26 protein-coding genes and 1 pseudogene are annotated in these 26418 nt (G+C 73.8%); 8 read left to right on the plus strand and 19 right to left on the minus strand.

Translation table 11 applies throughout. From position 1 onward, the window contains the following. Positions 1 to 106: 106 nt before the first annotated feature. Both ACZ64A_RS24170 and ACZ64A_RS24175 read right to left on the minus strand, forming a co-directional pair. Positions 107 to 424 (minus strand): hypothetical protein, encoded by a 318-nt coding sequence (locus ACZ64A_RS24170; protein ID WP_469812997.1) that lies wholly within the window; start codon positions 422 to 424, stop codon positions 107 to 109. 16 nt (positions 425 to 440) lie between these two features. Further along, positions 441 to 728: a hypothetical protein gene (locus ACZ64A_RS24175; RefSeq protein ID WP_469812999.1), complete on the minus strand. Its 288-nt coding sequence runs from the start codon at positions 726 to 728 to the stop codon at positions 441 to 443. 156 nt (positions 729 to 884) lie between these two features. Between ACZ64A_RS24175 and ACZ64A_RS24180 the strand changes: the two genes are divergently transcribed. Next, positions 885 to 1577: a TMEM175 family protein gene (locus tag ACZ64A_RS24180; protein WP_469813001.1), complete on the plus strand. Its 693-nt coding sequence runs from the start codon at positions 885 to 887 to the stop codon at positions 1575 to 1577. 9 nt (positions 1578 to 1586) lie between these two features. Here ACZ64A_RS24180 and ACZ64A_RS24185 read toward each other — a convergent pair whose 3' ends face one another. The 5 genes and pseudogenes from ACZ64A_RS24185 to ACZ64A_RS24205 all read right to left on the minus strand — a co-directional run bounded on the left by ACZ64A_RS24185 (position 1587) and on the right by ACZ64A_RS24205 (position 6124). Next, positions 1587 to 2516 carry an SDR family oxidoreductase gene (locus tag ACZ64A_RS24185; protein WP_469813003.1) on the minus strand — a complete coding sequence of 310 codons (930 nt, stop codon included), beginning with the start codon at positions 2514 to 2516 and terminating at the stop codon, positions 1587 to 1589. 61 nt (positions 2517 to 2577) lie between these two features. After that, a pseudogene (locus tag ACZ64A_RS24190) lies at positions 2578 to 2919 on the minus strand (MMPL family transporter); the annotation flags it as partial. Between the two features lie 84 nt (positions 2920 to 3003). Next, positions 3004 to 4767, minus strand: coding sequence for a PP2C family protein-serine/threonine phosphatase (locus ACZ64A_RS24195; RefSeq protein WP_469813005.1), 1764 nt, complete (start codon positions 4765 to 4767; stop codon positions 3004 to 3006). A gap of 229 nt (positions 4768 to 4996) precedes the next feature. Next, the gene (locus ACZ64A_RS24200) at positions 4997 to 5260 is read right to left on the minus strand and encodes a WhiB family transcriptional regulator (protein ID WP_469813007.1); all 264 of its coding nucleotides are present in this window, start codon (positions 5258 to 5260) and stop codon (positions 4997 to 4999) included. A 291-nt stretch (positions 5261 to 5551) separates the two neighbouring features. Continuing rightward, a complete protein-coding gene (locus ACZ64A_RS24205) occupies positions 5552 to 6124 on the minus strand; it encodes a sigma-70 family RNA polymerase sigma factor (protein WP_469813009.1) in 573 nt (190 codons plus the stop codon). 238 nt (positions 6125 to 6362) lie between these two features. On the opposite strand from ACZ64A_RS24205, the gene ACZ64A_RS24210 reads away from it, so the two are divergent. Next, positions 6363 to 7412 (plus strand): MerR family transcriptional regulator, encoded by a 1050-nt coding sequence (locus tag ACZ64A_RS24210; protein WP_469813010.1) that lies wholly within the window; start codon positions 6363 to 6365, stop codon positions 7410 to 7412. 222 nt (positions 7413 to 7634) lie between these two features. On the opposite strand, the gene ACZ64A_RS24215 is transcribed toward ACZ64A_RS24210, so the two are convergent. The 8 genes from ACZ64A_RS24215 to ACZ64A_RS24250 all read right to left on the minus strand — a co-directional run bounded on the left by ACZ64A_RS24215 (position 7635) and on the right by ACZ64A_RS24250 (position 15209). After that, positions 7635 to 9038, minus strand: coding sequence for a cryptochrome/photolyase family protein (locus ACZ64A_RS24215; RefSeq protein WP_469813011.1), 1404 nt, complete (start codon positions 9036 to 9038; stop codon positions 7635 to 7637). A 5-nt stretch (positions 9039 to 9043) separates the two neighbouring features. After that, a complete protein-coding gene (locus tag ACZ64A_RS24220) occupies positions 9044 to 10681 on the minus strand; it encodes an SDR family oxidoreductase (protein WP_469813013.1) in 1638 nt (545 codons plus the stop codon). A gap of 130 nt (positions 10682 to 10811) precedes the next feature. Continuing rightward, positions 10812 to 11291: an MSMEG_6728 family protein gene (locus ACZ64A_RS24225; protein WP_469813014.1), complete on the minus strand. Its 480-nt coding sequence runs from the start codon at positions 11289 to 11291 to the stop codon at positions 10812 to 10814. A 15-nt stretch (positions 11292 to 11306) separates the two neighbouring features. Continuing rightward, on the minus strand, positions 11307 to 11543 hold the full coding sequence (locus tag ACZ64A_RS24230; protein WP_469813016.1) for a hypervirulence associated TUDOR domain-containing protein: 237 nt from the start codon (positions 11541 to 11543) through the stop codon (positions 11307 to 11309). 30 nt (positions 11544 to 11573) lie between these two features. Beyond that, complete coding sequence (locus tag ACZ64A_RS24235) at positions 11574 to 12455, minus strand: SDR family oxidoreductase (RefSeq protein ID WP_469813018.1); 882 nt, start codon at positions 12453 to 12455, stop codon at positions 11574 to 11576. A 145-nt stretch (positions 12456 to 12600) separates the two neighbouring features. Continuing rightward, positions 12601 to 13050: a hypothetical protein gene (locus ACZ64A_RS24240; RefSeq protein WP_469813019.1), complete on the minus strand. Its 450-nt coding sequence runs from the start codon at positions 13048 to 13050 to the stop codon at positions 12601 to 12603. A 43-nt stretch (positions 13051 to 13093) separates the two neighbouring features. Next, complete coding sequence (locus ACZ64A_RS24245; protein WP_469813021.1) at positions 13094 to 14713, minus strand: phytoene desaturase family protein; 1620 nt, start codon at positions 14711 to 14713, stop codon at positions 13094 to 13096. Then, a complete protein-coding gene (locus ACZ64A_RS24250; RefSeq protein WP_469813023.1) occupies positions 14706 to 15209 on the minus strand; it encodes an SRPBCC family protein in 504 nt (167 codons plus the stop codon). The genes ACZ64A_RS24245 and ACZ64A_RS24250 overlap by 8 nt, the downstream gene beginning before the upstream one ends. A 500-nt stretch (positions 15210 to 15709) precedes the next feature. Between ACZ64A_RS24250 and ACZ64A_RS24255 the strand changes: the two genes are divergently transcribed. The 6 genes from ACZ64A_RS24255 to ACZ64A_RS24280 all read left to right on the plus strand — a co-directional run bounded on the left by ACZ64A_RS24255 (position 15710) and on the right by ACZ64A_RS24280 (position 20493). Continuing rightward, positions 15710 to 16270 carry a Dps family protein gene (locus tag ACZ64A_RS24255; RefSeq protein WP_469813025.1) on the plus strand — a complete coding sequence of 187 codons (561 nt, stop codon included), beginning with the start codon at positions 15710 to 15712 and terminating at the stop codon, positions 16268 to 16270. 246 nt (positions 16271 to 16516) lie between these two features. Next, on the plus strand, positions 16517 to 18190 hold the full coding sequence (locus tag ACZ64A_RS24260) for a PP2C family protein-serine/threonine phosphatase (protein WP_469813027.1): 1674 nt from the start codon (positions 16517 to 16519) through the stop codon (positions 18188 to 18190). A 26-nt stretch (positions 18191 to 18216) separates the two neighbouring features. Then, positions 18217 to 19284, plus strand: a complete 1068-nt coding sequence (locus ACZ64A_RS24265; protein WP_469813228.1) for a cobalamin B12-binding domain-containing protein — start codon at positions 18217 to 18219, stop codon at positions 19282 to 19284. Continuing rightward, positions 19281 to 19652, plus strand: coding sequence for an STAS domain-containing protein (locus ACZ64A_RS24270; protein WP_469813028.1), 372 nt, complete (start codon positions 19281 to 19283; stop codon positions 19650 to 19652). The genes ACZ64A_RS24265 and ACZ64A_RS24270 overlap by 4 nt, the downstream gene beginning before the upstream one ends. Before the next feature lie 106 nt (positions 19653 to 19758). After that, positions 19759 to 20118 carry an STAS domain-containing protein gene (locus ACZ64A_RS24275; RefSeq protein ID WP_469813030.1) on the plus strand — a complete coding sequence of 120 codons (360 nt, stop codon included), beginning with the start codon at positions 19759 to 19761 and terminating at the stop codon, positions 20116 to 20118. Positions 20119 to 20232: 114 nt separating this feature from the next. Continuing rightward, entirely contained in the window at positions 20233 to 20493 is a 261-nt protein-coding gene (locus tag ACZ64A_RS24280; RefSeq protein WP_469813032.1) for a GlsB/YeaQ/YmgE family stress response membrane protein, read from the plus strand. Positions 20494 to 20625: 132 nt separating this feature from the next. Here ACZ64A_RS24280 and ACZ64A_RS24285 read toward each other — a convergent pair whose 3' ends face one another. The 4 genes from ACZ64A_RS24285 to ACZ64A_RS24300 form a co-directional block, all read right to left on the minus strand. Continuing rightward, a complete protein-coding gene (locus tag ACZ64A_RS24285) occupies positions 20626 to 21102 on the minus strand; it encodes an ATP-binding protein (protein ID WP_469813034.1) in 477 nt (158 codons plus the stop codon). A 272-nt stretch (positions 21103 to 21374) separates the two neighbouring features. Continuing rightward, complete coding sequence (locus ACZ64A_RS24290; protein ID WP_469813035.1) at positions 21375 to 23441, minus strand: putative Ig domain-containing protein; 2067 nt, start codon at positions 23439 to 23441, stop codon at positions 21375 to 21377. Between the two features lie 464 nt (positions 23442 to 23905). Then, a complete protein-coding gene (locus ACZ64A_RS24295) occupies positions 23906 to 25732 on the minus strand; it encodes a glycoside hydrolase family 15 protein (protein WP_469813037.1) in 1827 nt (608 codons plus the stop codon). A gap of 12 nt (positions 25733 to 25744) precedes the next feature. Continuing rightward, positions 25745 to 26185: a DUF7144 family membrane protein gene (locus tag ACZ64A_RS24300; RefSeq protein ID WP_469813038.1), complete on the minus strand. Its 441-nt coding sequence runs from the start codon at positions 26183 to 26185 to the stop codon at positions 25745 to 25747. Positions 26186 to 26418 lie beyond the last annotated feature (233 nt).

Consider the following 26418-nt stretch of genomic DNA (forward strand, 5'->3'; position numbering starts at 1 on the left):
AGGTCATCCCCCGGGCGGCCGCGGTCATGCGGCGAGCGGGGACGGACAGCCCTGCTTCACCCGAACGTGTGACCTGCGCGGGCGTGCCGCGTGAGCGCTCGCCGCTTCACGCCCCGGTGTCGATGCCCGTGACCACGGCCGGGCCCAGGAGTGCCGCGCCGTCGTCCAGGCCGACGGCGTTCAGCGCGGACTCGGTGAGCCGGCGGGCCTTGCCCTCCGCGTCGGGGCCGCTGTCCGCCTCCACGGTGAGGCGGACGGTGAAGGTGTCGTCGTCATGGACGGTGAGGATGTCGATGTCCTCGCGCTCCCCCATGTGCGTGCGGTGCGGGTCGGCCGGGCGCAGCGCGCGCACCAGTTCCTCCCGCACGTCGTGCGCGGCCCCGCCGGTGAACGTGCCCGGCACGGAGATGACGTACGTCGTCATGGTGATCCTCCCTAGGTCACCTCTCGCCTGCCCCGCCTCGCGCTGCCGTACCGCTCGCGGGCTCGGGCCGCCGCTTCACCGCGCGCAGCGCCCCGGACTCCCACAGGCACCAGGTCGACCACAGCAGCAGGGTCAGGAAGGCGGCGAGGAGCACCAGCAGCAGCACCGTCTGCCGGGTCGTCCCGCGCTCCCCCACGAAGGTGAGCAGCAGACACCCGCTCCAGGCGGCCGCGCCCCAGGCGTACACGGTCCTGAGCTGCCGCAACTGCTTCACCGCTTCCATCGGCCCCTCCCGGGCAGACATGTACACGTCCTGTGCCGGTACCCCCGCAGCGCGACTTCACCGCATTCACGTCGGGCGGAGTTCGATACGGGCCGTCGGGGCGGGGGTTCCTCCGTGCCCCGGTGGGGAAGGGTCGGACCGAGGTCCACCCCTGTCCCCTTCCTCACCGGAGCCGTGATGACCACCGAGCCGGGCGTCTCCGGGCGCCGCAGCGCGGCCGACTTCAGCACCGCGCGTCTGGAGGCGTTCAGTGACGGCGTGTTCGCCATCGCCATCACACTGCTCGTGCTGGATCTGCGGGTGCCGGAGCCCGACGCCCTGCACGGCGAGTCGCTCGCCCACGCGCTCGGCCGGCAGTGGCCGGCCTATTTCGCGTACCTGGTCAGCTTCCTCGTCATCGGGATCATCTGGATCAACCACCACGCCCTGTGCGGCCTGGCGCACCGGGTGGGCCGCCGGACGCTGTTCGCGAACCTCTTCCTTCTGCTCGCCGTCTCCGTGATCCCGTTCCCCACCCGCCTGCTCGCCACGTATCTGACCGGGCGGGACACCGACGCGCACACCGCCGCCGCGGTCTACGCCGCGACGATGGTCGTCATGGGGATCGCCTTCTCCCTGCTCCTGCTGTCCTTCACGGGGGACGCGCGGGCCCTGCGCACCCCGGTCGCCCCGTCGGATCTGCGCGCCGCGCTGGGCCGCTTCGGCGTCGGAGGGGTGTGCTACCTGGCGACCGTCGCCCTCGCCTACGTCAGTCCCGTCGCCATGCTCGCCACGCATGCCGTGCTCGCCGTCTACTACTGCTTCGACCAGCTGGCCCCGCTGCGCCGCTCCCCCTCGGCCACCGGTTCACCCTCCGCGCCCTCGGCCTGAGAAGCCGGCTCAGGGCGTTCGCGGACCGGGACGGGGGTCGGCGCGGGCGGCGGTCACATACGCTTCCCAGTCGGCGCGGCCGCCCGCGCCGAGGACGCCCACGTCGGCCGCCATCTCGTCCGTGGACCGCCCGCGCAGTTCCCGCCGTGCGACGCGGCTCACCACGGCGGGGAAGAGCGGTCGCAGCGGCAGACACCAGCGCAGCCACCCGGGTGCGTAGACGTGCGGGGCGCGGTGCGCGATGCCGGTGGCGAGCCGGTCGGCGACCTCGGCGGGGCTGTGCACCCGGCGTGCGAACCACGGCTGGTGACGGCGCAGCGCCACGAGGACCGGGTGGTCGTCGATGCCGGTGACCATGTCGGTACCGGTCCAGTGCAGATAGGCGATCCCCACCGTCACACCGGCGGGCTCCACCTCGCCCCGCAGTGCCTGGGCGAAGGATTCCGCGCCCGCTTTGGAGGCGCAGTACGCGCTCATCAGGGGCGCGGACCCGAAGGCGGCCGTGGAGGCGATCTGCAGGAAGTAGCCGCGGCCGCGGGTGAGTTGCGGGAGGAAGGCCCTGGCGGTGTTCGCCGATCCGACGAGGTTGACGTCGATGACGCGCCGCCACAGGTCGGCGTCGGTGCGCTGGAACGGGCCGCCCGCGGCGATGCCCGCGTTGGCCACGACGACGGAGGCGGGGCCGAGCCGGTCCTCGACCTGCCGTGCGGCACGGTCCAGGGCGGCCTGGTCGGTCACGTCGGCCTCGACGCAGAGGGTGGGGCCGGTGAGGGAGGCGGCGGCTCGGTGCAGGGTCGCCGCCTCGCGGCCGAGCAGGGCGACCCGCATGCCGTCCTCGGACAGACGACGCGCGAGGGCCTCGCCGACTCCGCGGGCGGCGCCGGTGACGACGGCGACGCGTCCCGCGAGCGGTCCTTCACGGGCGGGCGCCTCACGCATGTCGTTCTCCTTCGGCTCGGGTCCGGTCAGCCGCCACGGCCGCCGGCGGCCGTGGACCCTGTCACCGCCTCTTCCCCCCGTGGGCGTCCATCGGTTGCACGACCGGCGCGAGGTCACCCGGTTGCGGAGCCTGTTCGTGGCGGAGCCGGCTGGGCCACCAGACGGCGGCGCCGATGTCCCGGACCAGGGCGGGCACGTGGAGTGAGCGCACCACGAGCGTGTCGAGGAGGACACCGAAGGCGACGATGAAGGCGATCTGCGCGAGGAAGGCGAGCGGGATGACGAGGATGATCCCCAGGACGACGGGGACGATCACGGTACGGTCGTGTGCGGCGGTGCGCTGGGTGTCGTACTGCTGGGCGGTGTAACCGCCGACGAGGGCCCCCCGATCGACCGCGTGCAGGTGTCCCGCGGGCGAGTCTCCAGATCGGTACGCACCACAGGCGCAAGCCTGACGTCGCCGCACGCCCCGTCGGCACCCGGTGGATCACTCACCCGAGTGGCGGTGCGCCGTCCACATCGGATCGTCCTCGCCGTGCAGGGGGATGCGCAGCGCCAGGAGGGCGACGTCGTCGTCGTTGTCGGCCGGGCGGACGCGGCGCAGCAGCTGGTCGGTGAAGGAGTCGAGCGGGCGGTGGGCGAGGGCGGCGGCGTGCCGGCGCAGGCGCTGGAGCCCCTCGTCGAGCGAGTGGCCACGCTCCTCGATCAGACCGTCGGTGTACATCACCAGGGTGCTGCCGGGCGGGATGGTCACCGTGGCGTCGGCGCGCCGGGGGGCGCCGGTGGTGCCCAGCAGGATGCCGTGCGCGTCGGTGAGGTAGTCGGCCACGCCGTCGCGGCTCAGCAGCAGGGGCGGCGGGTGGCCGGCGTTGGTCCAGGTCAGCAGCCAGTGGCCGGCGTCTGCCCGTTCGAGCCGGGCGAAGAGCAGGGTGGCCATGGTGACCTCGGTGATGTGCTGGACCGCCCGGTCCAGCCGTTGCACCACCCGGCTAGGGGGTTCCTGCTGGGACCAGGCGTAGGCGCGGAGCATGTTGCGCACCTGCGCCATGCCCGCCGCGGCCTCCAGGTCGTGGCCCACGACGTCCCCGATCGCCAGGGCGGTGGCCCCGTCCGACAGCGGGAAGGCGTCGTACCAGTCGCCGCCGACCTGCGAGGCGTGCGGGGCGGGCAGATAACGGACGGTCATCCGCAGATGCGGCACCTGCGGCATCTGGGGCAGCAGGTGCTTCTGCATCGTCTCGGCGACCTTGCGCTGGCGCTGGTACAGCCGCGCGTTGTCCAGGGCGAGCCCGGCACGGCGCGCGATGTCCTCCAGCAGCGACAGGTCGGCGGTGGTGAGGGGCAGCGGATTGGCCGCCCTGCCGAGAGTCAGGGCGCCCAGGACCTCGCGGGTGCTGCGGATGGGCGCGATGGCGGCGGAGTGCATTCCGGTGGCCTCGAACAGGCGGCGCTGCTCGACCGCGATACCGGAGTCCGGCTCGCCCTGGTAGGTGTGCGGGCCGGCGACGGTGGAGGAAACGCCGCGCAGAGCCCGGGACAACGGCATGGGCGACTCCTCGGGAACGGGCGGCATCGGCCCCTGGAGCTCTTCGAGATGGGTCAGGCGGTCGCCGTCGGCGTGCACCACCGTGCTGCGCCACACCTCGTCGCGTTCGGTGATCAGGTCGATCACGGCCCAGTCGCCCAACCGGGGCACGACCAGCTCCACCAACCGCTCCAGCGCCTCGTCGACGTCGAGGGTGGAGGTCAGCCGGGTGGTGGTCTCGGCGAGCAGCGCCAGTCGTTCCAGCTCCGACAGGGACTGGCCGGCCCCCTGCGCCGGTGACGCGCTCGCCACGGTGCGGCCCGCGGGGTGAAACAGGACCAGGGTTCCGGTGAGCTCCTGGCCGAGGTAGTACGGCGTGATGTGCCAGCCGATCGGCAGCAGGACGCCGTCCCCGCGGGCGAAGTAGTCGCGCTCCGCCTGCGCCGGGCGCCCTGCGAGAAATGCGTGCCGCATGGCGCACTGCGTCCTGGCGATCGGCTGCCCGTGCAGGTCGCGGTGGAGGAGGTCATGCGCGTCCCTGCCTATGAGACGTTCCACCGGCAGGGCGAGCAGGCCCGCGGCGCGCGCGTTGGCGGCGACGATGCAGCCCTCCGCGTCCACGACGTAGGCGCCGGTCCCGATGGCATCGAGCTGTGCGACCAGCTCGGCCGGGACCGCAGGTCTCGGCGACGCACCCGCCTGCTCCGTGTGCTTGGGCCCTGCCATGTGACGGCTCCCTCGGCTTCTCCGTGCGGCCCCCGGGTCCATGGCGCCTCGTCGGCTCGCTGACCGCCAACCGTACGTCGTGCAGGGGTGGCCGCGCGACGCCGCCCGAGGAGTTGTCGCCGTCCGAGCTGGAGCAATGGCTGGGGTCGCGGAGGAGCGCCGACACGCGGTGGCGCCACTCGCTGATGAACCGGGCGCAGGACCCGCCGGCCGGCGGCTGACGCCGGCGTCAGCCGGTGTCACCGAAGCCGCGGGCCTGCCGGGCCGCCGTCCTCGCGGAGAGCGCCTTGCGTTGGCCGGCCGTCAGCCCTCCCCACACGCCGTCGCTCTCGCCGTGCCGTACCGCGGAGGTGCGGCACTCCCGGATGACGGGGCAGCGGTGACAGACCCGCAGGGCCCGTTCTATCTGGGGCAGGGACGCCCCGTCCTCGGTGAGCGGGAAGAAGAGTTCGGGGTCCTCGAAGCGGCATTCGGCAAGGTCGAGCCAGTTCACGGGGTCCTCCCCATGGCGGGTCGCCCGGCGGCGACCGGCAACCGTGCGGCTGCACGGGCCGTCCGGGGGTGTCGTACGTCGTGCACCCGGCAGAGGTGGCACTCAAGCTATGTAACCGACGACGACTTTGTCCAGATATGGAACCGTTTGCTCTTGAGGGACTTTCACGCTCGTCGGCTCATGCGGGCGCGCGGTCCGCGATGCCCGCCGCACGGACGCATCGATCACGCATCGATCATGCATCGATTCGTGTCGATTTGTGTCGATCGGCATCGATAAGGAGCGTCCCCGTCAGCCGGCCGACACCCCCTCCTCCAGCAAGCTCCGGCGCAAGCGGTCCAGGCCGCGCCGCGTGTGGCTCTTGACCGTCCCCAGCGGCCAGCCGGTGACGCGGGCGATCTGGGTCTGGGTCAGGTCCTGGTAGAAGGCGAGCCGCAGGACGCGGCGCTGCGGTTCGCTGAGCCGTTCCAGGGCCCGCCCGACGACCAGACGGTCCAGTGCGGCCTCCGGGTCGTCGCCGGCCCGGTCCTGCGGCGCCGGAGCCCGGCCTGCCGCCGCTGCGACCAGTTCCGCCCGCCGTGTCCGGGCGGCGAGGGCGTCCGCCACCTTGCGCCGCGTGATGCCGACCAGCCAGGCGGGGAAGGATCCGCGCTCCGGGGCGTAGCCGTCGCGCCCGCGCCAGGCCGCGGTGAACACCTGCTGGGTCACGTCCTCTGCCTCCCGGGGATCTCCGAGCGCCTGCCGGGCCAGACCGTGGACGAGCCCCGACCACTGCCGGTGCAGCAGCGTCCAGGCGTCGCCGGCGTCCCGGTCGCCGGATTCGAGCAGCGCGGTCGAGCCGGGCGTGGAGGGGAGCCGGTTCATGTCGAGCCTCCTGTGCGAAGCCGCGGGCGGGAGCCCCGGGTCTTGCTTCACACTGCGGCTACGGGGACCATGGGAACAACTTGCATCGATAGCGCACCGGAAGCAGCGGAGCCGGGGCCCGCGCGCAACCCGTCCGCCCACGCAGCTCGCACGAGAGGGGGCCGTTCTGTCCGGCGACATCAGGAACCCGGTCGGTGCCGGGACCGGCCACGAGGACGGGACGTCCACGGTCGCGGGCGTGACGACCGGGGCCCTCGCCCGCCGGCTCGGCGTGTCCCCGACCACCCTGCGTTCCTGGGACCGGCGCTACGGACTCGGTCCGGCCGTGCGCGGCCAGGGCACGCACCGCCGCTGGACGCCCCGGGACATCGCGATGGTGGAGGAGATGTGCCGGCTGACGGCGGCGGGCGCCCCGCCGGCCGAGGCGGCGCGGGTGGCCCGGCTGCGTTTCGCCGAGGACGGCACCGTGACTGCGGCCGCCGCGCCCCCCGCCGGCCCGGCGGCCGCGCCGGACAGCACTCCGCCGCTCCCCTCCCCCGCTGCCGCCCGGCCCGGCGGCCCCGGAAGCGGGCTGCCGCTCGGCGACGTGCGTCAGGAGTGCCGCGGCCTGGCCCGTGCCGCGGTGCGGCTGGACGCGCCGGAACTGGAACGCCGGCTGGCGGACAGCGTCGTACAGCACGGCCTGGTGGTGGCCTGGGAGGAGGTGATGGTGCCGACGCTGCGTGCCGTGGGCCGCAAATGGGAGTCGTCCGGCGACCGCTATGTGGAGGTCGAACACCTGCTGTCCTGGCACATCTCCAGCACCCTGCGCACGGCTCCCCTGCTGCTGCCGCGCACCGAACCCCACTCCGGATCCCCGCCCGTCGTGCTCGCCTGTACGCCCGGCGAACAGCACTCGCTGGCCCTGGAGGCGCTGGTCGCCGCCCTGGGCGAGCGCGGCGTGCCGACCCGGATGCTGGGCGCCGCGGTGCCGGCGGAGGCCCTGCTGGCGTGCGTGCGGCGCACCGGCGCGGCCGCGATCGTCCTGTGGTCGCAGACCCGCTCCACCGCTTCCATGCCGCTGGCCCGGCACCTCGCCGGACTCGAATGGGGGGCGGCGGGTGCGCGCAGGCGGCCCGTGGTGCTGCCGGTCGGACCGGGCTGGGACCGGCGGGCGTCCGCCGGCTTCCCCCGCAGTTCCGGACTGCGGGACGCCGTCGAAACGCTCAGCCGCCTCTACGCCGACGACAGCGGCGTACACCGGTCCCGGGCGAGGGGAGAGCGGCGGGGCGGGGTTCCGGCAGGGTGACGGCGCCCGCTCATCGCAGCGGGACAGGTGCCTGTCAGGACGGCTGCACGCCAACCGCGGCGGGGCCATACACCCGTCACAGCGGCTGCTCGCCCCACCGCCGCAGGCCCATGCGCCCGTCACAGCGGCTGCTCGCCCCGCCGCGGCAGCGCCAGGCAACGGCAGGGGACGAGCGCCCGCCCACCGCGACTCCGCCAAGCGCCGTCAGACCGACCGCCCGCCTCACCGCCGGCCCGCGTAAGGCGCGGCCCGGTCGTCGCTGCCGCGGGCTCGGCGGAACCGTTCGAGGCCCTCGGCCAACTGCACCACCGGGGCGGGGTAGTCGAGGGCCGCTCGCTCGGAGGCGGGGAGCTTCCACGGCTCGTGCAGTGCCGGGGCGTCCAGCCCGCCGAGTTCGGGCACCCAGCGCCGGACGTAGGTCCCGTCGGGGTCGTACCGCTTGGCCTGGGTGACGGGGTTGAGGACCCGGTTCGGCCGGGTGTCGGTGCCGGTGCCGGCCATCCACTGCCAGTTGAGCTGGTTGTTGGCCACGTCGCCGTCGACCAGCCAGTGCAGGAAGTGGTCGGCCCCGATGCGCCAGTCGACGTACAGCGTCTTGGCGAGGAAGCTCGCGGTGAGCAGCCGGGCCCGGTTGTGCATCCAGCCCTCGTGACGCAGCTGCCGCATCGCCGCGTCGATCACCGGGAAGCCGGTGCGGCCCTCCTGCCACGCCTCGATGTCGGCCCGCGCGGTGCGCCGGGAGCGCCAGCGGTCGTGCTTGGTGCGGTAGTCGGCGCGGGCGGCGGCAGGACGGGCGGCGAGCACCTGGCGGTGGAAGTCCCGCCAGGCGAGCTGCCGTACCAGCGCCTCGGCGCCGGGCCCGCCGCGGCGGTGCGCGCGGTGGACCAGTTCCACCGCGGACAGGGTGCCGAAGTGCAGATGGGCGGAGAGCCGGGAGGTGGTGTCGGCGGCCAGGTCGTCCCGGGTGTCGTCGTAGGCGTCCAGGCCGCGCCGCCAATAGGCGGCCACCCGCTTGCGGCCCTCGCTCTCGCCGCCGCGCGCCAGCGCGGGCGAGACACCGGCCACCTCGGCGCGTGCGGGCAGCGGCTCGCCGTGCACCTGGTCGGGGACCGGCACGCGGCGCGGGGCGGGGGCGACCGCCCGCAGCCGCACCTGCGACCACTGCCGGTGGTACGGCGTGAAGACGGCGAAGTGGTCCGACGAGGACGGGGTCACCTCGCCGGGCGGCACGGCCACGGTGACCGCGTCGTGCACGAACAGGCGGCGGCCGTCCGCCTCCAGGGCGCGGCGCAGCCGGTCCTCACGGCGGGTGGCGAAGGCGCTGTGCGCCGCCGCCATGTGCACCTCGTCGGCGTCCGCCTCGGTCACGGTGCGGCACACCTCCTCCACCACGTCGCCGGAGCGCACGACGAGCCGTCCGCCGCGCTCGCGCAGGGAGGCGTCCAGGTCGGCCAGGCAGTCGGCGAGGAAGGCGCTGCGGTTGGGCGCGCCGAACCCGGCGGCGGCCACCGCCCGGTCGCGCACGAAGAGCGGGACGACCGCGTCGGCGGCCTCCAGCGCGGCCCGCAGCGGCGGGTGGTCGTGCAGGCGCAGGTCGGAGGTGAACAGGACGACCGAGACGTGCATGGGTGTCAGCTCCCCTGCGGTGGGCGACGGCGGTCGTAGCTGTCTTCCGGCCCAGCGGCGGATGTGGATGCGGGGGCGGGGCCGTGGCGCGCCGGGGTGCGGGCGGACCGCTCCTCTTCCTGGCGGGCGCGGCCCGCGGCGCGGACGATGTTGCGGGCCATGCCGCCGAAGACGACCGCGTGGAAGGGCGACACGCTCCACCAGTAGAGGTGGCCGAGCAGCCCGTGCGGGTGGAACAGCGCCCGCTGCCGGTACCGGACGGGGCCGCCGCCGTCGCCCTCCACGCTCATCTCGAGCCAGGCGAGGCCGGGCAGCCGCATCTCGGCGCGCAGCCGCAGCAGCCGGCCCCGCTCGATCTCCTCGACCCGCCAGAAGTCCAGCGAGTCGCCCACGCGCAGCCGCCGAGCGTCCCGCCGTCCCCGGCGCAGCCCGACGCCGCCGACGAGACGGTCGAGCCAGCCGCGCACCGCCCAGGCCAGCGGGAAGGAGTACCAGCCGTTCTCCCCGCCGATGCCCTCGACGACCCGCCACAGCGCGTCGGGCGCCACGTCCGCGGCGCGTTCCCGTACGTCGGTGTAGAGGCTGCCGCCGGCCCAGTCCGGGTCGGTGGGAAGCGGGTCGCTGGGCGCGCCGGGCACCGCGGCCGACGACCAGCGGGTGCTGACCTGCGCCTCGCGCACCCTTTCCAGGGCCAGGGCGACGGCCCGGTCGAACCCGAGGGGGTGACCGGCCGGGCTGGGGACGTACCGCTCGATGTCGTTCTCGCCGCAGACCACCTCGTGGCGCAGCGACTCCGTCAGCGGGCGCGCGATGGAGGCGGGCACGGGAGTGACCAGGCCGACCCAGTGACTGGACAGGCCGGGCGTGAGCACGGGCACCGGGACGACGAGCCTGCGGGGCAGTCCGGCGACGGCCGCGTACCCCTGCATCATCTCCAGGTAGGTGAGGACGTCGGGTCCGCCGATGTCGAAGGTGCGGCTGACGTCCTGCGGCAGTCCGGCGCAGCCCACCAGGATGCGCAGCACGTCCCGTACGGCGATGGGCTGGATACGGGTGTGCACCCAGCGTGGTGTGACCATGACCGGCAGCCGCTCGGTCAGGTACCGCAGCATCTCGAAACTGGCCGATCCCGAGCCGATGATGACGGCGGCGCGCAGGACGGCGGTCGGCACCCCCGAGCCGAGGAGGATGCGGCCGACCTCGTCACGGGAGCGCAGATGCGGGGAGAGACGTGCCGCGGGGACGCCTTGCGGGGTCAGTCCGCCGAGGTACACGAGGCGGCGTACTCCGGCCCGGCGGGCCTGCTCGCCGAAGACACCGGCCGCGGCCCGGTCGGTGTCCTCGAAGTCACGGCCGCTGCCGAGCGCGTGCACCAGGTAGTAGGCGACGTCCACGCCCTGCATCGCCGCCGCCACGGAGCCGGCGTCGGTGACGTCGCCGGGGACGATCTCCACCTGGTCCGCCCACGGATGGTCGCGCAGCTTGCGGGGCGTGCGGACCAGGCAGCGCACCCGGTGGCCCGCGGCCAGCAGCTCCGGGACGAGCCGGCCGCCGATGTAGCCGCTGGCACCGGTCACCAGGCAGACGAGCGGTTCACGGCCCGACGTCCCGTTCTCGGTCGTGGTGGGGTGGTCGTCGCGCATGAGCCCGCCTCTGCCGGTCGCCGTCGCAGGTGTCTGTGCGATCTCTACGCTGGCTCACCCCGGGGCGGATGCGCCCGCGGCCGGCGGCGGTCGGGTGACGGCGTGGACGGCTCCTCAGCCGGCCGGTGCCTCACGAGCCGGCCGGCGCCTCACGGTCCGAGGCCGGCCACACGTACGGCAGGTCGTCGGGTACGCCGGGGAAGCGGTCGGCGTAGAACTCGGGGGCCTTGCGCACGAGGGCAGACTGGTGACTGCGGTGGAAGGCGGCGTCCCCCAGCCATGGCGGCAGCTCTCCGGCCCGGGCCAGGTCCTCCTGGTCACGCACCGGGGCGCCGGGGTGCTGCGCGGCGAAACCGGCGACCAGGGAGGCCGCGCAGCTGTCCTGGTGACCCAGCTCCCGCCACACCCGGCAGACCTCCAGGCCGTACCGGACCAGCGCTTCCTCGTACCCGGTCCACATCCGTACGGCCGGGTGGCGGCGCCAGCCGTAGCCGGGCACCGTCAGGCCGCGCAGGACCTGGAGGGCCTCGACGCGCTGTTTGCCGAGCCGGCGCCGGTCGAGGTCGTGGGCCGACTGCCGGAACCCGGGGCGGGTGAGGAACGTCTGCACGGCCGGGGTCCTGGTTCACTTCTTCTTGTGCAGCGCGGACGGCTTGTGGACCGCCGTTCTGCCGGACTTCTCGCTGCGCACCTCGTACTGCGGGTCGTCCGGGGAGGCGTCCACCGTGCGGCCGGCGGCTTTCGTGCGGCCGGTGATCTCGCGTTCCACCGTGCCTTCCGTGGTGCTGCCGTGACTCTTCCAGGTGACCTCGTCGCCCTTGTCGAGACGGTCGTCGGACTTCTTGCTGGTGCGGCGTGCCATGGCGTTCCTTTCACCGAGGTGTCGCAGGGGTCAGCCGCCCGGCCGGTGTGCCGCGCGGTCGGCCAGGCCGCCCGCGCCGAGCGGGCCGGTGTCCTGGAATGCTGCCTCGGCCTCCAGCCGGGGCAGTTCGTGCCGGGCCACCCGCATCACGACGGGTGGCAGGGCGGCGCGCACCGGCTGCACCAGGCGCAGCCAGCCCGGCAGGTAGACGGCGGTACGGCGGCGCTCCACGGCCCGGGTCAGCCGCACGGCGGCCGCCTGGGCGCTGTACACGCGGCGGGCGGGCGGCGGCATGTGCGCACGCAGTTCGCGCAGGACGGCGTACCGGTCGGCGTCGCGCACCATGTCGGTGTCGAGCCAGTTGAGGTAGGCGATGCCCACGCTGATGCCGTGGTGGGCGACCTCGGCGCGCAGGCTGTGGGCGAAGGCCTCCGCGCCGGCCTTGGCCGCGCAGTAGGCGCTCATCAGGGGCGCCGCGCCGAGCGAGGCGAGGGACGCCACCTGGAGGTGGTGGCCGGCCGTGGCCAGCAGGTCGGGCAGGAAGGCGCGGGCGGTGTACGCGCTGCCGACGAGGTTCACCTCGACCACACGCCGCCAGGTCAGCGGGTCCGAGGCGAGGAACGGGCCGCCCTCGGCGATCCCGGCGTTCGCGATGACGACCGAGGCCGGACCGAGACGGGCGCGTACGGTGCGGGCGGCCTCCGCGAGCGCCTCCGGGTCGGTGACGTCGGCCTCCAGGGCGAGCGCCGGGCCGGGCAGGGACGCCGCGAGCGCCTCCAGGGCGTCCCGCTCATGGCCGAGCGCGGCGACCCGGGCGCCCCGCAGGGCGGCCTCGCGCGCCAGGGCCGCGCCGAGCCCCCGGGCGGCTCCGGTCACCACCACGGTCCGGCCGGCGAGCGGGCTGCTGTCCATCGGTGACCTTCCCTTCCCGGCTGGTGCGAGGCCTCCCGCCAGTGCTTCGCGACCACGGGCTCACCCGGATGCGGCCGAGCCGGTACGGCGGCGGGGCCGGGCCCGAGACGGCTCTGCCGAGGACCGCCCGGGTCTGCCGGAACCGTCACTCCGGCTCGGGCGGCCGTGCCGTGTGGTGCGGGTGGCCGGGTGTGCGGCGTTCCTCTTTCAGCTCCGCCTCCAGCAAGTGGTCGCGGCCCTGCGCGAGTTCCTGCACGGCGCTCGCCTCGAGCTCCTGGAAGGGCCGGTAGTAGGTGGCGTTGTAGGCCTCGACGATCTGGAACGTCCAGTGTCCGGGGATGACGTTGCGGCCCAGGATCTCGGCGCGGACCTTCTCCGCCCACTCCGGGTGGCCCGCTTCGTGCAGGAGTTCCACGGCGCGGTCCAGCTGGAAGTCGGCGGTGCCGGTCAGCTGGTGGAAGTCGTACAGACGGCCGCGGGCCCGCTCGGTCGTCTCCAGCGCCTTGGACAGCGCGCCGAGGGCCTCGACGGTCTTGTCGCTGAGCCCGTCGGGGCGGCGGTGGTGGCCGTCGGGGCCGTCCGGGTGTTCGTTCATGTGTTCCTCCACGGGAACGGGCCGCAGGCGTCGGGGCGGACGGTCAGCGTCTGGCGCCGGTGCGGTCACGGCGGGCGAGGAGCCGCTGCAGTCCGGCGCGGCCCGGGGGGAGGTGACGGCGCAGTGCGGCGCGCGCCGCGTTGGCGCCGGGGGCACCGTGCACACCGCCGCCCGGGTGGGCTCCGGAGGAGGCCAGGTACAGGCCCGGGACGGGGGTCTCGGGGCGTCCGGTGCCGGGCACGGGACGGAAGAGGAGCTGCTGGTGGAGGGCGGTGGTGCCACCGTTGATGGCGCCGCCGACCAGGTTGCCGTCGAGCGACTGCAGCGTCGGGGGCGCCAGGACGCGCCGCGCGCGGATCAGCGAGCGGAAGCCCGGTGCGAAGCGTTCCACCTGGCGTTCCATGCGGTCGGCCATGAGTTCCTGCTCCTTGGCGTTCCACTGCCCGGTGATCCCCTCGTCGCCGGCGTCGGCGCGGATGTCGTGGGGGATGTGGGTGTACGCCCACGCGGACTCGGTGCCGCGCGGGGAGCGGGTGGCGTCCGAGGTGGTCATCTGGCCGAACAGCAGGAAGGGGCGGTCCGGGACCTGCCGCATGGCGATCTGTGCGGCGAACCGGGTGAGTTCGTCCACTCCGTCCGCCAGGTGCACCGTCCCGGCCCGTGTGGCCTGCTCCGCCGCCCAGGGGACGGGGCCGTCGAGGGCCCAGTCCACCTTGAAGGTGGCGAAGTCCCACTGGAAGCGCTTCAGGTCGCTCATGAGCTGTGCGGGCAGATGCTCGGCGGCGACCAGTTCCCCGTACAGCGCGGGCACCGACACGTCCGCCAGCACCGCCCGGCGCGCCGCGACGCTCTCGCCGTGCGCGGTGCGTACGCCGACGGCCCGTCCGTCGCGTACGACGACCTGTGTGACGCGTCGTCCACAGTGCACCTGGCCGCCGCGTGCCCGCAGTCGCGCGACGAGGGCCCGGGTCAGGGCACCGGAGCCGCCGACGGGGACGGGAAAGCCGTGACTCTGGCCCAGCATGGCCATCAGCCAGCCGAATCCCCCGCTGCCGGCCGACTCGGGGGCGAGGTCGGCGTGCAGCGCGTTGCCGGCCAGCAGCAGCCGGCCGCCCTCGCCGCGGAACTCCTCCTCCCCCATCCGGCGCACCGGCAGCACCAGGGAGCGGGCCGTCCGCACGCCGCCGGCCGCCCGGAGCCGGAGGGCGAGCCGGGCTGTGGCGCGCACCGGCGGGAAGGGGGTGAACAGGGCGTTCAGCAGGTCGGGCTGCAGGCTTTCCCACAGGTCGTGCAGACGGCGCCAGGCGGCCCCGTCGCCCGGCGCGAAGCCGTCCAGGGACTCGGCGGTGGCGTCGAGGTCGCGGTCCAGGACGGCGCAGCTGCCGTCGGTGAGCGGATGGGCGACGACGCTGGGCGCATGGCTCCAGCGCAGTCCGTGTTCGTGCAGCCGCAGCCCGGCCAGAACGGGGGACGCGGCGGCGAGCGGGTAGAAGGAGCTGAACAGGTCGTTCACGAAGTGCGGGTCCACACCCCGGTCGTGGCGCACGGCGCCGCCCGGCTCCGGCTGCTCCTCCAGGACGTGCACACTCCACCCGGCGTCGGCCAGGACGTTGGCGGCGACCAGCCCGTTGGGTCCGGCCCCGATCACCACCGCGTCAGGCATGACCCGGCCCGTGTGCGGTGGAGGCGCCGGCCAGGTCGCCCGCGCCGCCGTGCTCCTCGCCCCGGGCCCGGGCCTCGCATAGCTTGGCGAGGCGGGCGAGCATGGCGCGGTGCCGCAGCTGGATCAGGACCTCGAAGCCCGCGTTGTGCAGCATCCCGCCGGCGCCTTGCAGGGGGTGCTCGTCGACGATGACCAGGCATCCGTCGCCCCACGGCCGCAGTTCGATCGCGATGCGCGCCGTGCCCAGCGGGCCCGCGTGGGCCTCCAGCTCCAGTGCGGTGCCCTCCTCGCAGCGGCGCACGATCGTCTCGTTGGACAGGCGCAGCGGGCCGAGCGGGATCTCGTAGCGGATCGCCGCGTCCTGCTGCGGCCACTGCCCGCGCACCGGTTCGGCGCCGGACGGCCCCACCACCCAGCGCGGGTAGGCTGCGCCGTCGGCCAGGACCTGCCACACGTCGTCGGGACGGGCATTGATCAGGCGGTGACGAACGGCCACGAGCGCCTCCAGGGGTACGCAAGGCCGGTCGTGCGACCGGCCGCTGCCGAGTGCCCCCACCTCACGCGTCCAACCGGACCCCCTCGCCACAGCGGAGGGCGGGACCGGCCCGGAGCGCGTGAGCGCGCCGGGGCGGGTGGGTCTGGTGGCCCGACGCCGACCCGGTCGTGGGCAGGATCGGTCGGCGCCGGACCGCGGCGCGGACGGGACACCGGCTGCTCGGAGGAGGAAGCAGGCGGCCACGCGCGCGTACTCTCCGTGTTCCTCGGCTCACGGAAAGCATACGTAACCCATGCGAGTGATCTCGCTGTGCGCCGTTCGCCGTACACCCGCCGGCCCCTCGGGCCCGCCCGGCCTGCCGCGGTCCCCGGAGGCGGCGTGCATCCGGGGCAGCCATGGATCGCGAAGAACGGGGCAGACGAATGCAACACGATCTTGGACCGGTCCGGCGCGCCCGTACCGGTCCCCCAGCACGACACCGCACGACCAAGGAGCTTCACGTGCCCCAGGATCTGACCCCCCGCTACACGGTTCCCGGCATCGAGCGCGAGGCCGCCGGCCGGCTCATCGGCCTCCTCCGCCTGCGCCTGCACGCGCTCAACGACCTCCACCTCACGCTCAAGCACATCCACTGGAACGTCGTCGGCCCGCACTTCATCGCCGTGCACGAGATGGTCGACCCGCAGGTGGACCGGGTGCGCGACATGGCCGACGACGTGGCCGAGCGCATCGCGGCACTCGGCGGCGTCGCCCAGGGCACGCCCGGCGCGCTCGTCGCCGAGCGCAAGTGGGACGACTACTCGCTCGGCCGGGCCGACGCGCTCGCCCACCTCGGGGCGCTCGACGTCGTCTACACGGGTGTGATCGAGGGCGTGCGCGCCGCGGTCAAGGAGGCCGGCGAGATCGACCCCGCCACGGAGGACCTGCTCATCGAGCAGCTGCGGGACCTGGAGCAGTTCCAGTGGTTCGTGCGCGCCCACCTGGAGAGCGCGGGCGGCTCGCTCGCGACCGACGGGGCGAGGACGGAGGAGCAGGGCGCTGCTCGCGGCGGCGACCTCTGAACCTGACCGGCTGTCACATCGACGGCAGAGCGGCACGGGGGCCGGCGTCAGCCGCTGCCGCCGGCCCGCGGGCGCCGCGCGGACACGCGGACCGGGCGGCCGGCGCCGGGCCGTCGGCAGCGGACCCTGGGCCGGGTCGCCCCCAAGCCGCTTGCGTCGTAGGGCTTCATGCGGGACTGTTGCCGGAGGACATCTGTTTTCTGTCGTAGAGAGGTGGTGGGGCGCGCCGATGGCGTGCCCCCGCGTGTGTTCGATGCCAGCGGCACCCCCGCCCGCCCTTCCGCCGCCGTGGTCCACGGCGGCGCGGCCTGGGACCTGTCCCCGTTCCCGGTGATCGTCACGGACCGGGACGGCTGCGTGGTGGAACTCAACGACGCCGCACGGATGTTGTGGCCCTGCGCAGCAGCCGGTGACCGATGGCGGGACACCGCACCTTCCTGGCTGGCCGATGCGCAGACCCGGCTCGCCGCCGGGGACCGCGTCGGCGCACTGCCGGCCCACGGGGCGATCGCGGACCGCCACTTCGAGGCCCATCCGACCCTGTCGGACGACGGGTGTGTGGTGTGGTGGCTCGTCGACGACACCGACCGGCGGATCGCCGAGACCGCGCTGGCCGACGCCCGGCGGCGGTCCGCGTTGCTGTCCGATGTGGCCGGCCAGCTGCTGTCGACGATGAACCTGACGCGCTGCATGGAGATGACGGCGCGGATGGCCACCGACCATCTCGCCGAGGCCGCCCTGCTCGTCGCCCCGCCGCTGGGCCACCGCCACGCGTTGACGTACGCGCACCGCGGCGGGCCGGTGACCCAGGTGACCGCGCAGGTCGACGCGCACCGCGTGCCCGGTCTCGCCGAGGCCCTGCAGGGGTTCCCGCCCGTCCCGGCGCGCTGGATCGACCCGGCCGTCCTGCCGGAGTGGGTCCATCCGCCGGAGTTCACCGCACCGATCGGTTCCGTCATCGTCACCCCGCTGCCCGGGCACGGGGTGCCCGCCGGTGCGCTGATCCTGCTTCGCTCCGGCCACGAACGGGCCTTCAGCGAGGACGAGGAACTGTTCGCGCGTCTCTTCGCCGCCCGTGCCGGGGCGGCCCTGTCCGCCGCGCGTCTGTACACCGAGCAGACCGCCATCACCACCACCCTGATGCGGGAGCTGCTGCCGCCGAGCCTGCGCAGCGTGCACGGCGTGGATTACGCCGGCGCCTACCGCCCGGCGCGCGACAACGAACGGATCGGGGGCGACTTCTACGACGTCCACCCCGGCGCCGATCCCGCCGAGGAGACGCTGGTGGTCCTCGGTGACGTGGCCGGCAAGGGCCTGGACGCCGCCGTGCTGACCGGCAAGATCCGCAACACCCTGCACGCGCTGCTGCCGCTGGCCGCCGACCACCCGCGCATGCTGACCCTGCTCAACGGGGCGCTGCTCTCCTCCCATCACACCCGGTTCGCCACCCTGGTGCTGGCGTCGGTGCGCCGCCGCGGAGGCAAGGCGGACCTGCGGCTGACCAGCGCGGGTCATCTCGCCCCGCTGATCGTCCGCCAGGACGGCAGCGTCGAGGAGGCGGACACGCACGGCTCGCTCATAGGGGCCCTGCCGAAGGTCACCTCCGTCAGCGCCGAGGTGACCCTGCGGCCCGGGGAGACCTGTGTCCTGTACACGGACGGGGTCAGTGAGGCCCGCGGCGGCCCGCTCGGGGACGAACTGTTCGGCGACCACCGGCTCAAGCGAGCCCTCGCCGAGTGCGCGGGCATGCCGGCGGAGGCCGTCGTCGAGCGGATCCAGATGCTGACCGCCCAGTGGGTGGGATCGGGCAGCCATGACGACATCGCCACCGTCGCCATCAGCGCGCCGCGCTCGGCGGAGCTGACGGTGGTGGGCGGTCAGGGCCGAGCCGGCTCGACGCCGGCGAGGAGGAACCGGTGAGCGCTCCCGCGGTGACCGCCACGGGCATGCTGGTGGAAACGTTGTGGCAGGCCGTTGTGCAGGGGGACGAGTTCGCGGCCGTCGACCTGACCCACCGGGCCCTGGCCGACGGGATCGACGAGGAGGCCCTGCTGCTGGACGTGATCGCCGCCGTCCAGCACCGGGTGGGCGTCGAATGGGCCGCGGACCGCCTGACCGTGGCGCAGGAACACGCGGCGACCGCCATCAGCGAACGCGTCGTCACCGCCCTGGTCCACGGCCCGGGCCGCGCGGACACGCACGCGGGCGCGTCCAGGGGCCGGGTCACGGTGAGCTGCGTGGACGGCGAGTGGCACGCCCTGCCGGCCCGGCTGGTCGCCGAGGTGCTGCGGTTGCGGGGCTGGCACGTGGACTACCTCGGCGCGCAGACACCCACCGCGCATCTGGTCGCGCATCTGCACCACACCGGTGCGCAGGCGGTCCTGCTGTCCGGTTCGCTGCCCACGCACCTGCCCACCGCGCACGCCGCGGTCACCGCCTGCCAGGCCGTCGGCGTCCCGGTCATGGCCGGCGGCCGCGCCTTCGGACCGGACGGTCGCTACGCCCGCGCGCTGGGCGCCGACCGCTGGGCCGCGGACGCCCGCGCCGCCGCGGCCGTACTGGACGAGGGGCTGCCGCCGCCGGACCCGGCGACGGCCCGGCTGGCCGTGGACGACCTGCCGCACCTGGCCGACCAGGAGTACACGTTCGTCGTCCAGTCACGCAGTCGTCTCGTCAGGCAGACACTGACGGACCTGGAGGAGCGCTTCCCGGCCCTGCGCGGCTACAGCGACGAGCAGCGCGAGCGCACCGCGGAGGACCTGGCGCACATCGTCGCCTTCCTGGCCACCGCCCTCTACGTGGACGACGCCGACCTCTTCACCACGTTCCTCACCTGGACCGCCGACGTGCTGCACGCACGGCGGGTGCCCCCGCACTCCGTGATCGTCGCTCTCGAGGTACTCGGCGGCCCGCTGCGCGACTTCCCCCGGGCCCTGCGCCTGCTGCACGACGGGACCGCCGCCCTGGCCGACCGTGCCCTGTCCCCTGTCCCCGGACCCCTCAGCGACATATGACCGATCTGCCGCCCACCGCCCTGCGTCTCACCGTCACCCACCGGTCCCACGAGCTGACCGTCGACGTCGAGGGCGACCTGTATCTCGACACCGGCGACCAGCTGGTCGACACGGTGAGCGACCACCTGATCCGGCGTCCCGGCGTGCGCGTGGTGCGCCTGAGCTGCGCCCGGCTGTCCTGGATCGACTCCGTCGGCCTGTCGGCGCTGCTGATGGTGCACCGGCGGGTCTGCGCCGCCGGGTCCGTCCTGAGTGTCGAGGACCGCTCCGCCGTACTGGACCGCCTGCTGCGCCAGACCGGCACGCTCTCTCATCTCACCGCCCTGGCGGGTGAGGACGACGACGCCGGCGGGGCCCACGCCACCTGACCTCTTTCGTCAGGCAACTCATCGCCCGGACGGGGTAGGAGAGGATCACAGGAGCAGACGGCACCGGCGCCGTCGCGCGAGCGGACCAGGGGCACGAGGACGACGGATGCAGTGGGAGAACAGGGCGACCGTGAAGGTGACCTGCCATGACCGAGTCTTCGAGATCAGCGTGCGTGGCGAGGTCGACTACGACGAGGACGACCTGCTGCAGGCCGCCTGGGCGGAGGCCGAGGAGTCGGCACGCCGGGTGACCGTGGTGGATCTGTCCCAGGTCACGTTCGCCGACAGCGGACTGCTCAACGCCCTCCTCGAGGCGTGGCACCAGCACCGGGCCGACGGCCGGGAACTGATCCTGCTCGGCCCCTTCCACCCGGCCGTGGAGCGGCTGTTCACCCTCACCGGCACCCGGGACCACTTCACGGTCACCGACTCGCGCGCCCAGGCCATGCGCACGGACGGCGTCTGAGGCCGAACGGATCGCGCAGGCGTACGGACCGCGAGCGCGGGCATTCGGGAGATGCATCAACGAACCACTGAACTCACGGGTGAACCTCACCGGTGAACAGGGAGGGAGAAGAGCGTGTCGTTCCTCTGGGCCATCGTCGCCGGCCTCATCATCGGTCTGCTGGCCAAGCTCGTCATTCCCGGCCGCCAGCCGATCCCGCTGTGGCTGACGGTCCTCCTCGGCATCGTCGGCGGAGTCGTCGGCAACCTGCTCGCCAGCGGTCTCGGCGTCCGCGACACGGGCGGTATCGACTGGATCCGCCACATCCTCCAGATCGGCGTCGCGGCGGTCCTGATCGCCCTGGTCACTCCGATGTGGGCCCGACGTCGTGCATGAACCCGGGTGCCCGGCTCCGTCGGCCCCTGGCCGCCGGGGCCGGCCCGGGCTCGGGACCACGGCAGCCCGCTGTACGGCGGTTCCGGTCCCCGCGCCCACACCGTCCGGCGGCCGGCCGAAGGGGCGTCTCGCCTAGCCGAGGCCGCCGAGGTGCTCCTGCGACGGGTCGGCGAGGGAGATCCGGGCGGTGACGCGCTTGCCGAGCGGCTCGCGCTGTGCCTCGAACCCCTGCACGACCGCCATCACGATCTCCAGTCCGTGCTGTCCGACCCGTCCCGGATCGGCGGCCCGGGCCACGGGAAGCGACGGATCGCTGTCCCGGACGACGACCTCCACGAGACCGCCGACGACCCGCAGCTCCATCAGCACCGGCCCCGGCGCGTACTTGCGGGCATTGGTGACCAACTCGCTCACCACCAGCCGGGTCACGTCCATCGCGCGCGCCGACACCGGCAGCCCGTACTCCCGCTGCACCCGGGCCAGAAACCCGGCCGCATGACGGCGTGCCTCGGCGATGCAGGCGCCCTCCCCGTCGAGCGCGACGATCTCCTGCATCGGCTCGCGGCCGGCCACACCTTCACCGCCAGGCGCCGAATCCACCGGATCCATTCGCGTTCCCCCGTTCATGAGCCCACGTCTTCCCGCCGCAGGGCCGGACATGCCCGGCGGCAGCGCCGGGCATGTCCGGCCGGTCGGCGGCGCCGGAAGCCGCAGGCAACGGTACGCCTGCGCACACCCCCTCCCGGCCGACGGGGTTCCCCGGACACCGGTCCGATTCCGCCCCCGGCCGGCGTGGGCGCACCCCCCGGACCGGTCCGGCAACGCCGCGTCCCGCACGCGGACGGCTTCCGCGTGCGGGACGGGTGTGGTGTGGCGGGGCGTCAGCTGGTCGTCAGGGCGGTGTCGTCCACGACGAAGCTGGTCTGGAGGGAGGAGTCCTCCACGCCGTTGAACTTCAGGGTGACCGTCTGGCCCGCCAGCGAGGACAGGTCGAAGGTCTTCTGCGCGTAGCCCGAAGCGGCGTTGACGTTCGAGTACGTCGCCAGGGTCGTCGAACCGGCGGTGACCGTCAGCTTGTCGTACGCGGTGCTGCCGGTCTCGGCGGTGTCGATGTGCAGGTAGAAGGTGAGCGTGGCCTTGCAGCCGGCCGGGATCGTCACCGACTGGGACACGCTGTCGGTGTGGGAGGAGCCGTAGCCGTCGAGCCAGGCCTTGTAGGAGCCGCCGTGGGCGGCCTCACCGGTGTCGTTGGTGATGACGCCGGTGGTCGAGGTCCAGCCGGTGCTGCCGGACTCGAAGCCCGGGTTGGCCAGCAGCTGGGATGAGGAGCAGGTGGAGCCCGAGCCGACGGTCCAGGTGAAGGACGTCGAGCCGGAGGCGCCGGTGGAGTCCTTCGCGGTGACGGTGACCTGGTAGGTGCCGGCGGTGGACGCCGTACCGGAGATCAGGCCGGTGGAGCTGTTGATGGACAGCCCCGTCGGCAGGCCGGAGGCGCTGTAGGTGAGCGTGGCGCCGGCGCTGTCGGTGGCGTGGATCTGCAGGCTCGCCGAGGAGCCGGTGGCGGTGGACTGGCTGCCCGGGTTGGTGACGGTGACCGTGTTGCCGGTGCTGGTGCCGGCGGTGAAGGCGGCGGTGCCGTTCGGGGTGCCCCAGCCCGTCGGGCCGTCGTAGCCGGCGCCCGCGGTGCAGAAGTACGAGGTGGTGCAGGAGCCGTTGGAGCCGCTGGTCACGTCGTACAGGTTGCCGGTGTGCTGGTAGGGGTACTTCGCCGGGTAGTCGGTCGTGCCCGGGGTGCCCGCGAGGGCGTAGACGCCGGCGACGATCGGGGCGGAGGCGCTGGTGCCGCCGTAGACCGCCCAGCCGGAGCCGCCGTAGGTGTCGTAGACCGCGACGCCGGTGGCCGGGTCGGCGACGGCGGAGACGTCGGCCTCCATGCGCTTGCCGCAGCCGGTGTCGGTCTGCCAGCTCGGCTTCGGGTCGTAGGCCGAGCAGCCGGAGCCCGTGCCCTCGGTGGAGCTGGTGTGCCACACCGACTCGCTCCAGCCACGGGAGTTGGAGGCGGTGGTGAGCGCGGTGCCGCCGACGGCGGTGACGTACTGGGAGGTCGCCGGGTACTCGGCGCCGTAGGCGGAGTCACCGGAGGAGACGGTGATGGCGACGCCGGGGTGCTTGAAGTACTGGGTGTCCTCGGTGGTCTGGGTGGAGGCCTCGGAGCCGCCCCAGCTGTTGGAGACGACCTTGGCGCCGAGCGCGACGGCCTCGTTCTCGGCTATGCCGAGGTCGGTGTCGTTCGCGGAGTTGGCCTCGACCAGGATGATGCTGCAGTTCGGGCAGACGGCGCTGACCATGTCGAGGTCGAGGGCCTCTTCGCCGGCCCAGCCGGTGTCGTTGGTCGGCAGCGAGGTGGTGGAGCCGGTCTGGCTGACCTGCTTGAAGCAGCCGTTGGCCTTGGTGCAGGAGGACAGGCCGTAGGTGGAGCGGTAGGTGCCCAGGTCCGCTTCGGCGTTGGGGTCGTTGTAGGCGTCGACGATGGCGACCGTCATGCCGGTGCCGCCCGTGGTGGGCAGGTTGTAGGCGCTGTGCAGGTTCGCCGGGGACAGGCCCGACGGGGTCGCGGCGGCGAGGGCCGAGGCCAGCCGCTGCTTGATGTCGGTGCGGCGCTGGGCGAAGCACGACGCCTGACCGGGCTCGGCGGTGGCGCACAGGTGCGTGGTGGGCACCTTCTGGCCGGCCTTGCCGGTGGAGTGGTACGTCTGCCGCTCGGGTGCGGTCAGTGCGCTGTGGTTCTGCGTGACCTTGCTGGCGTGCGGCGCGGGCGTGGCGACCTGGGCCGCGCCGGCCGTGGGTGCCGCGACGAGTCCGGTGACGGTGAGGGCGAGCGCGGGGAAGGCGACGGCGGCGAGTCTTCGCAGACTCGGCCGACGCCCGCTCGGGCGTGACTCACGCATGGGGTACTGCCTCCGTTGTGAGGTGGGGATCGCACTGGGTGGGCAGGCCCGTGACGCGCGCAGCGGCGGCAGAACGACGCAGTCATGAGCATGACACTCAGCGCCCCGCATGCCGGTTGAACGCTGCATGACAGGGTGCGGGAGGAACATAAGTCCGCGGCGAGCGGAGGGGCAGTACCCGCAGGGAATTCTTTGCTCCTCCATAGGATGCGATTGGCACCGTCATTGGAGGTCGCTGGGCCGGCCTTGATTCACCTCGCGGCCGACGCGAGCGTGGCCGGTCCGCGCGCGGGCCGCGCGGCTTGCGCGGGCCCCATCATGAACGGCCGGGTGGCTCGGGTGAGTTGAGCCGCACACGGGCGGGCGGCTTGGACGGGCCGGTGGGCGCGTGGCCGGGCCGGTCCGCGCGCGGGCGCGGAACGGGCGTCAGCGCCGGAGCCTGGACGGCCGGGGCTGGTGCGCGGTCAGCTCTCGGCGCGGTCCAGCGCCTCGTCCAGGGTGGTCGCCGCCGTGATCAGGGCGAGGTGGGTGAACGCCTGCGGGAAGTTGCCCAGTTGTTCGCCCAGGGGGCCGATCTCCTCGGCGAAGAGGCCGACGTGGTTGGCGTAGGTCAGCATCTTGTCGAAGGCGTAGCGGGCCCCGTCCAGGCGGCCGGCGCGGGCCAGGGCGTCCACGTACAGGAAGCTGCACAGGGAGAAGGTGCCCTCGCTGCCCCGCAGGCCGTCGGGTGAGGCGGCGGGGTTGTAGCGGTGGACCAGGCCGTCGGAGACGAGTTCGGTGTCCATCGCGTCGAGCGTGGACAGCCAGCGCGGGTCCCGGGGCGCGATGAACCGCACCGCGGGCATCAGCAGCAGGGACGCGTCGAGGACGTCGCTGCCGTAGTGCTGGACGAAGGCCCCGCGCTGCGCGTTCCAGCCGCGGTCCATGATCTGCCGGAAGACGGCGTCACGCGCCGCCGTCCACCCGGCCAGGTCGGCGGGGCGGGCGAAGGCGGTGGCGAGGGTGATGCCGCGCTCGAAGGCGGCCCAGCACATCACCCGGCTGTAGGTGAAGTCCTGCCGGCCGCCGCGCGTCTCCCAGACGCCCTCGTCGGGCCGGTCCCAGTGGGTGGTGAGCCAGTCGAGGGTGTCGGACAGACCGAGCCAGCCGTCGTAGCCGTAGCCGGACCACCGGGCGTCGTGGACACCGGTGAGGGCCCAGGCCGCCTCGCCGTAGATGTCCAGCTGGAGTTGGCGGGCGGCGGTGTTGCCGACGCGGACGGGCGCCGAGCCTCGGTAGCCCTCCCAATGGGTGAGGACCTCCTCGTCGAGGTGGGGGTCGCCGTCCACCCGGTACATGATCTGCAGGGGTTCACCGGTGACCGTCCGCTGCTCGCGCAGGCGCAGCCCCAGCCACTGGCGGAAGGCGTGCGCCTCCTCCTCGTGCCCCAGGTCGAGCAGGGCGTGGACGGACAGGGAGGCGTCGCGGACCCAGGTGTAGCGGTAGTCCCAGTTGCGTTCACCGCCGAGCTGTTCGGGCAGGCTCGTGGTGGCCGCCGCGACGGGGGCGCCGGTGGGGGCGTAGGTGAGCAGCTTGAGGGTGATCGCCGAGCGGTTCACCGCGTCCTGCCAGCGGCCCCGGTAGCGGCTGCGGCGGACCCAGCCGTGCCAGAAGTCGCGGGTGGCGTCGAAGGTGTCCTGCACCTGCTCGAGGGTGGGCGCGGGCCCGGGCGGCGCTCCCGTGGCGTCCAGGGTCAGGACGACGGCGGCCGTCTGCCCCTGCGTCAGCTCTACGGCCGCGCGCACGTCGTCGCCGTCCCGTTCCAGGCGTACGGCGCCGAGCGGCTGGAGGAGGGCGTCCATGCCGGGGCCCGCGAAACGGGCGACACCCTCGTGCAGTTCCAGGCGATGCCGCGCCCTGCCGTAGTCGAAGCGCGGGCGGCAGGCCAGGCGGAACCGGATCCGACCGCGCGGCACCCGCATCACCCTGATCAGCCGGTGCCGGGAGCTCGGCGTGCGCGGGCGGTCCAGGGGCATGTGGTCGACGACCTCGCCGACGCCCTCCGGGGTCAGGAACCGGGTCACGAGGATCGCGGTGTCCGGGAAGTACAGCTGGCGGGTGGTGACGTCCGGGCCGTCCACGGTGAGGGCGAAGTGGCCGCCGCGGTCGTGGTCGAGAAGGGCCCCGAAGACACTGGGCGAGTCGAAACGGGGAGCGCACAGCCAGTCGACCACGCCCTCGGCGGAGACCAGCGCGACGGTCTGCAGGTCTCCGACGAGGCCGTGGTCGGCGATGGGCGGGTAGCGTCGCACGGCGCCCGGGTGTCAGCTCGTCGCTTCCCGGTGGCCGGCCAGCGCCCAGACGACGAAGACGTCGATCGCCATCATGACCAGGGACCACACGGGCTGGTAGGGCAGGAACAGGAACTGCGTGATGAGGCTGAGCGAGGCCAGGAAGATGCCCGCGAGCCGCGCCCAGGCCATGTCCTTGAGCAGGCCCGCCCCGGTGAGGGCGACGAGGGCGCCGATGACGATGTGGATGATGCCCCACCCGGTCAGGTTGATCTCGTAGACGTACGTGCCGACGCGGGCGTACACATCGTCCTTGGAGACCGCCGCGATGCCCTGGAGCACGGCGAGGACGCCGCTGCACAGCATCATGACGGCGGCGAAGACGACCCCGCCCGCGGCCCAGCCGCCGCTTCTTTCGGCCGGCTGCGGCTGCCAAGGGCTGCCGGATCGGTTCGGCTGTGCGGCCTGGCTCATGGGGGTCCCTTCTCCTGCCCGGCGGCTTCCGTGGCCTCGGTCGCGGGAACCGCCGTGACGTCGCAGACCGGGAGATCTGCCGGCGCTTCGAGCGTCCGGCGGCCGGTGGGCTGCGGCCATGTGGGGTGGGCCGAGCGGGTGACACGGCCCGGCGCCCGGCCGTGAGCGACCGCCGGCCGGGCACCGGGCCGTTTGAATGCCACGCATGGCGCACCCGCTGACACCGCTCCCGA

The organism is Streptomyces sp. NPDC104814 (assembly GCF_055583185.1).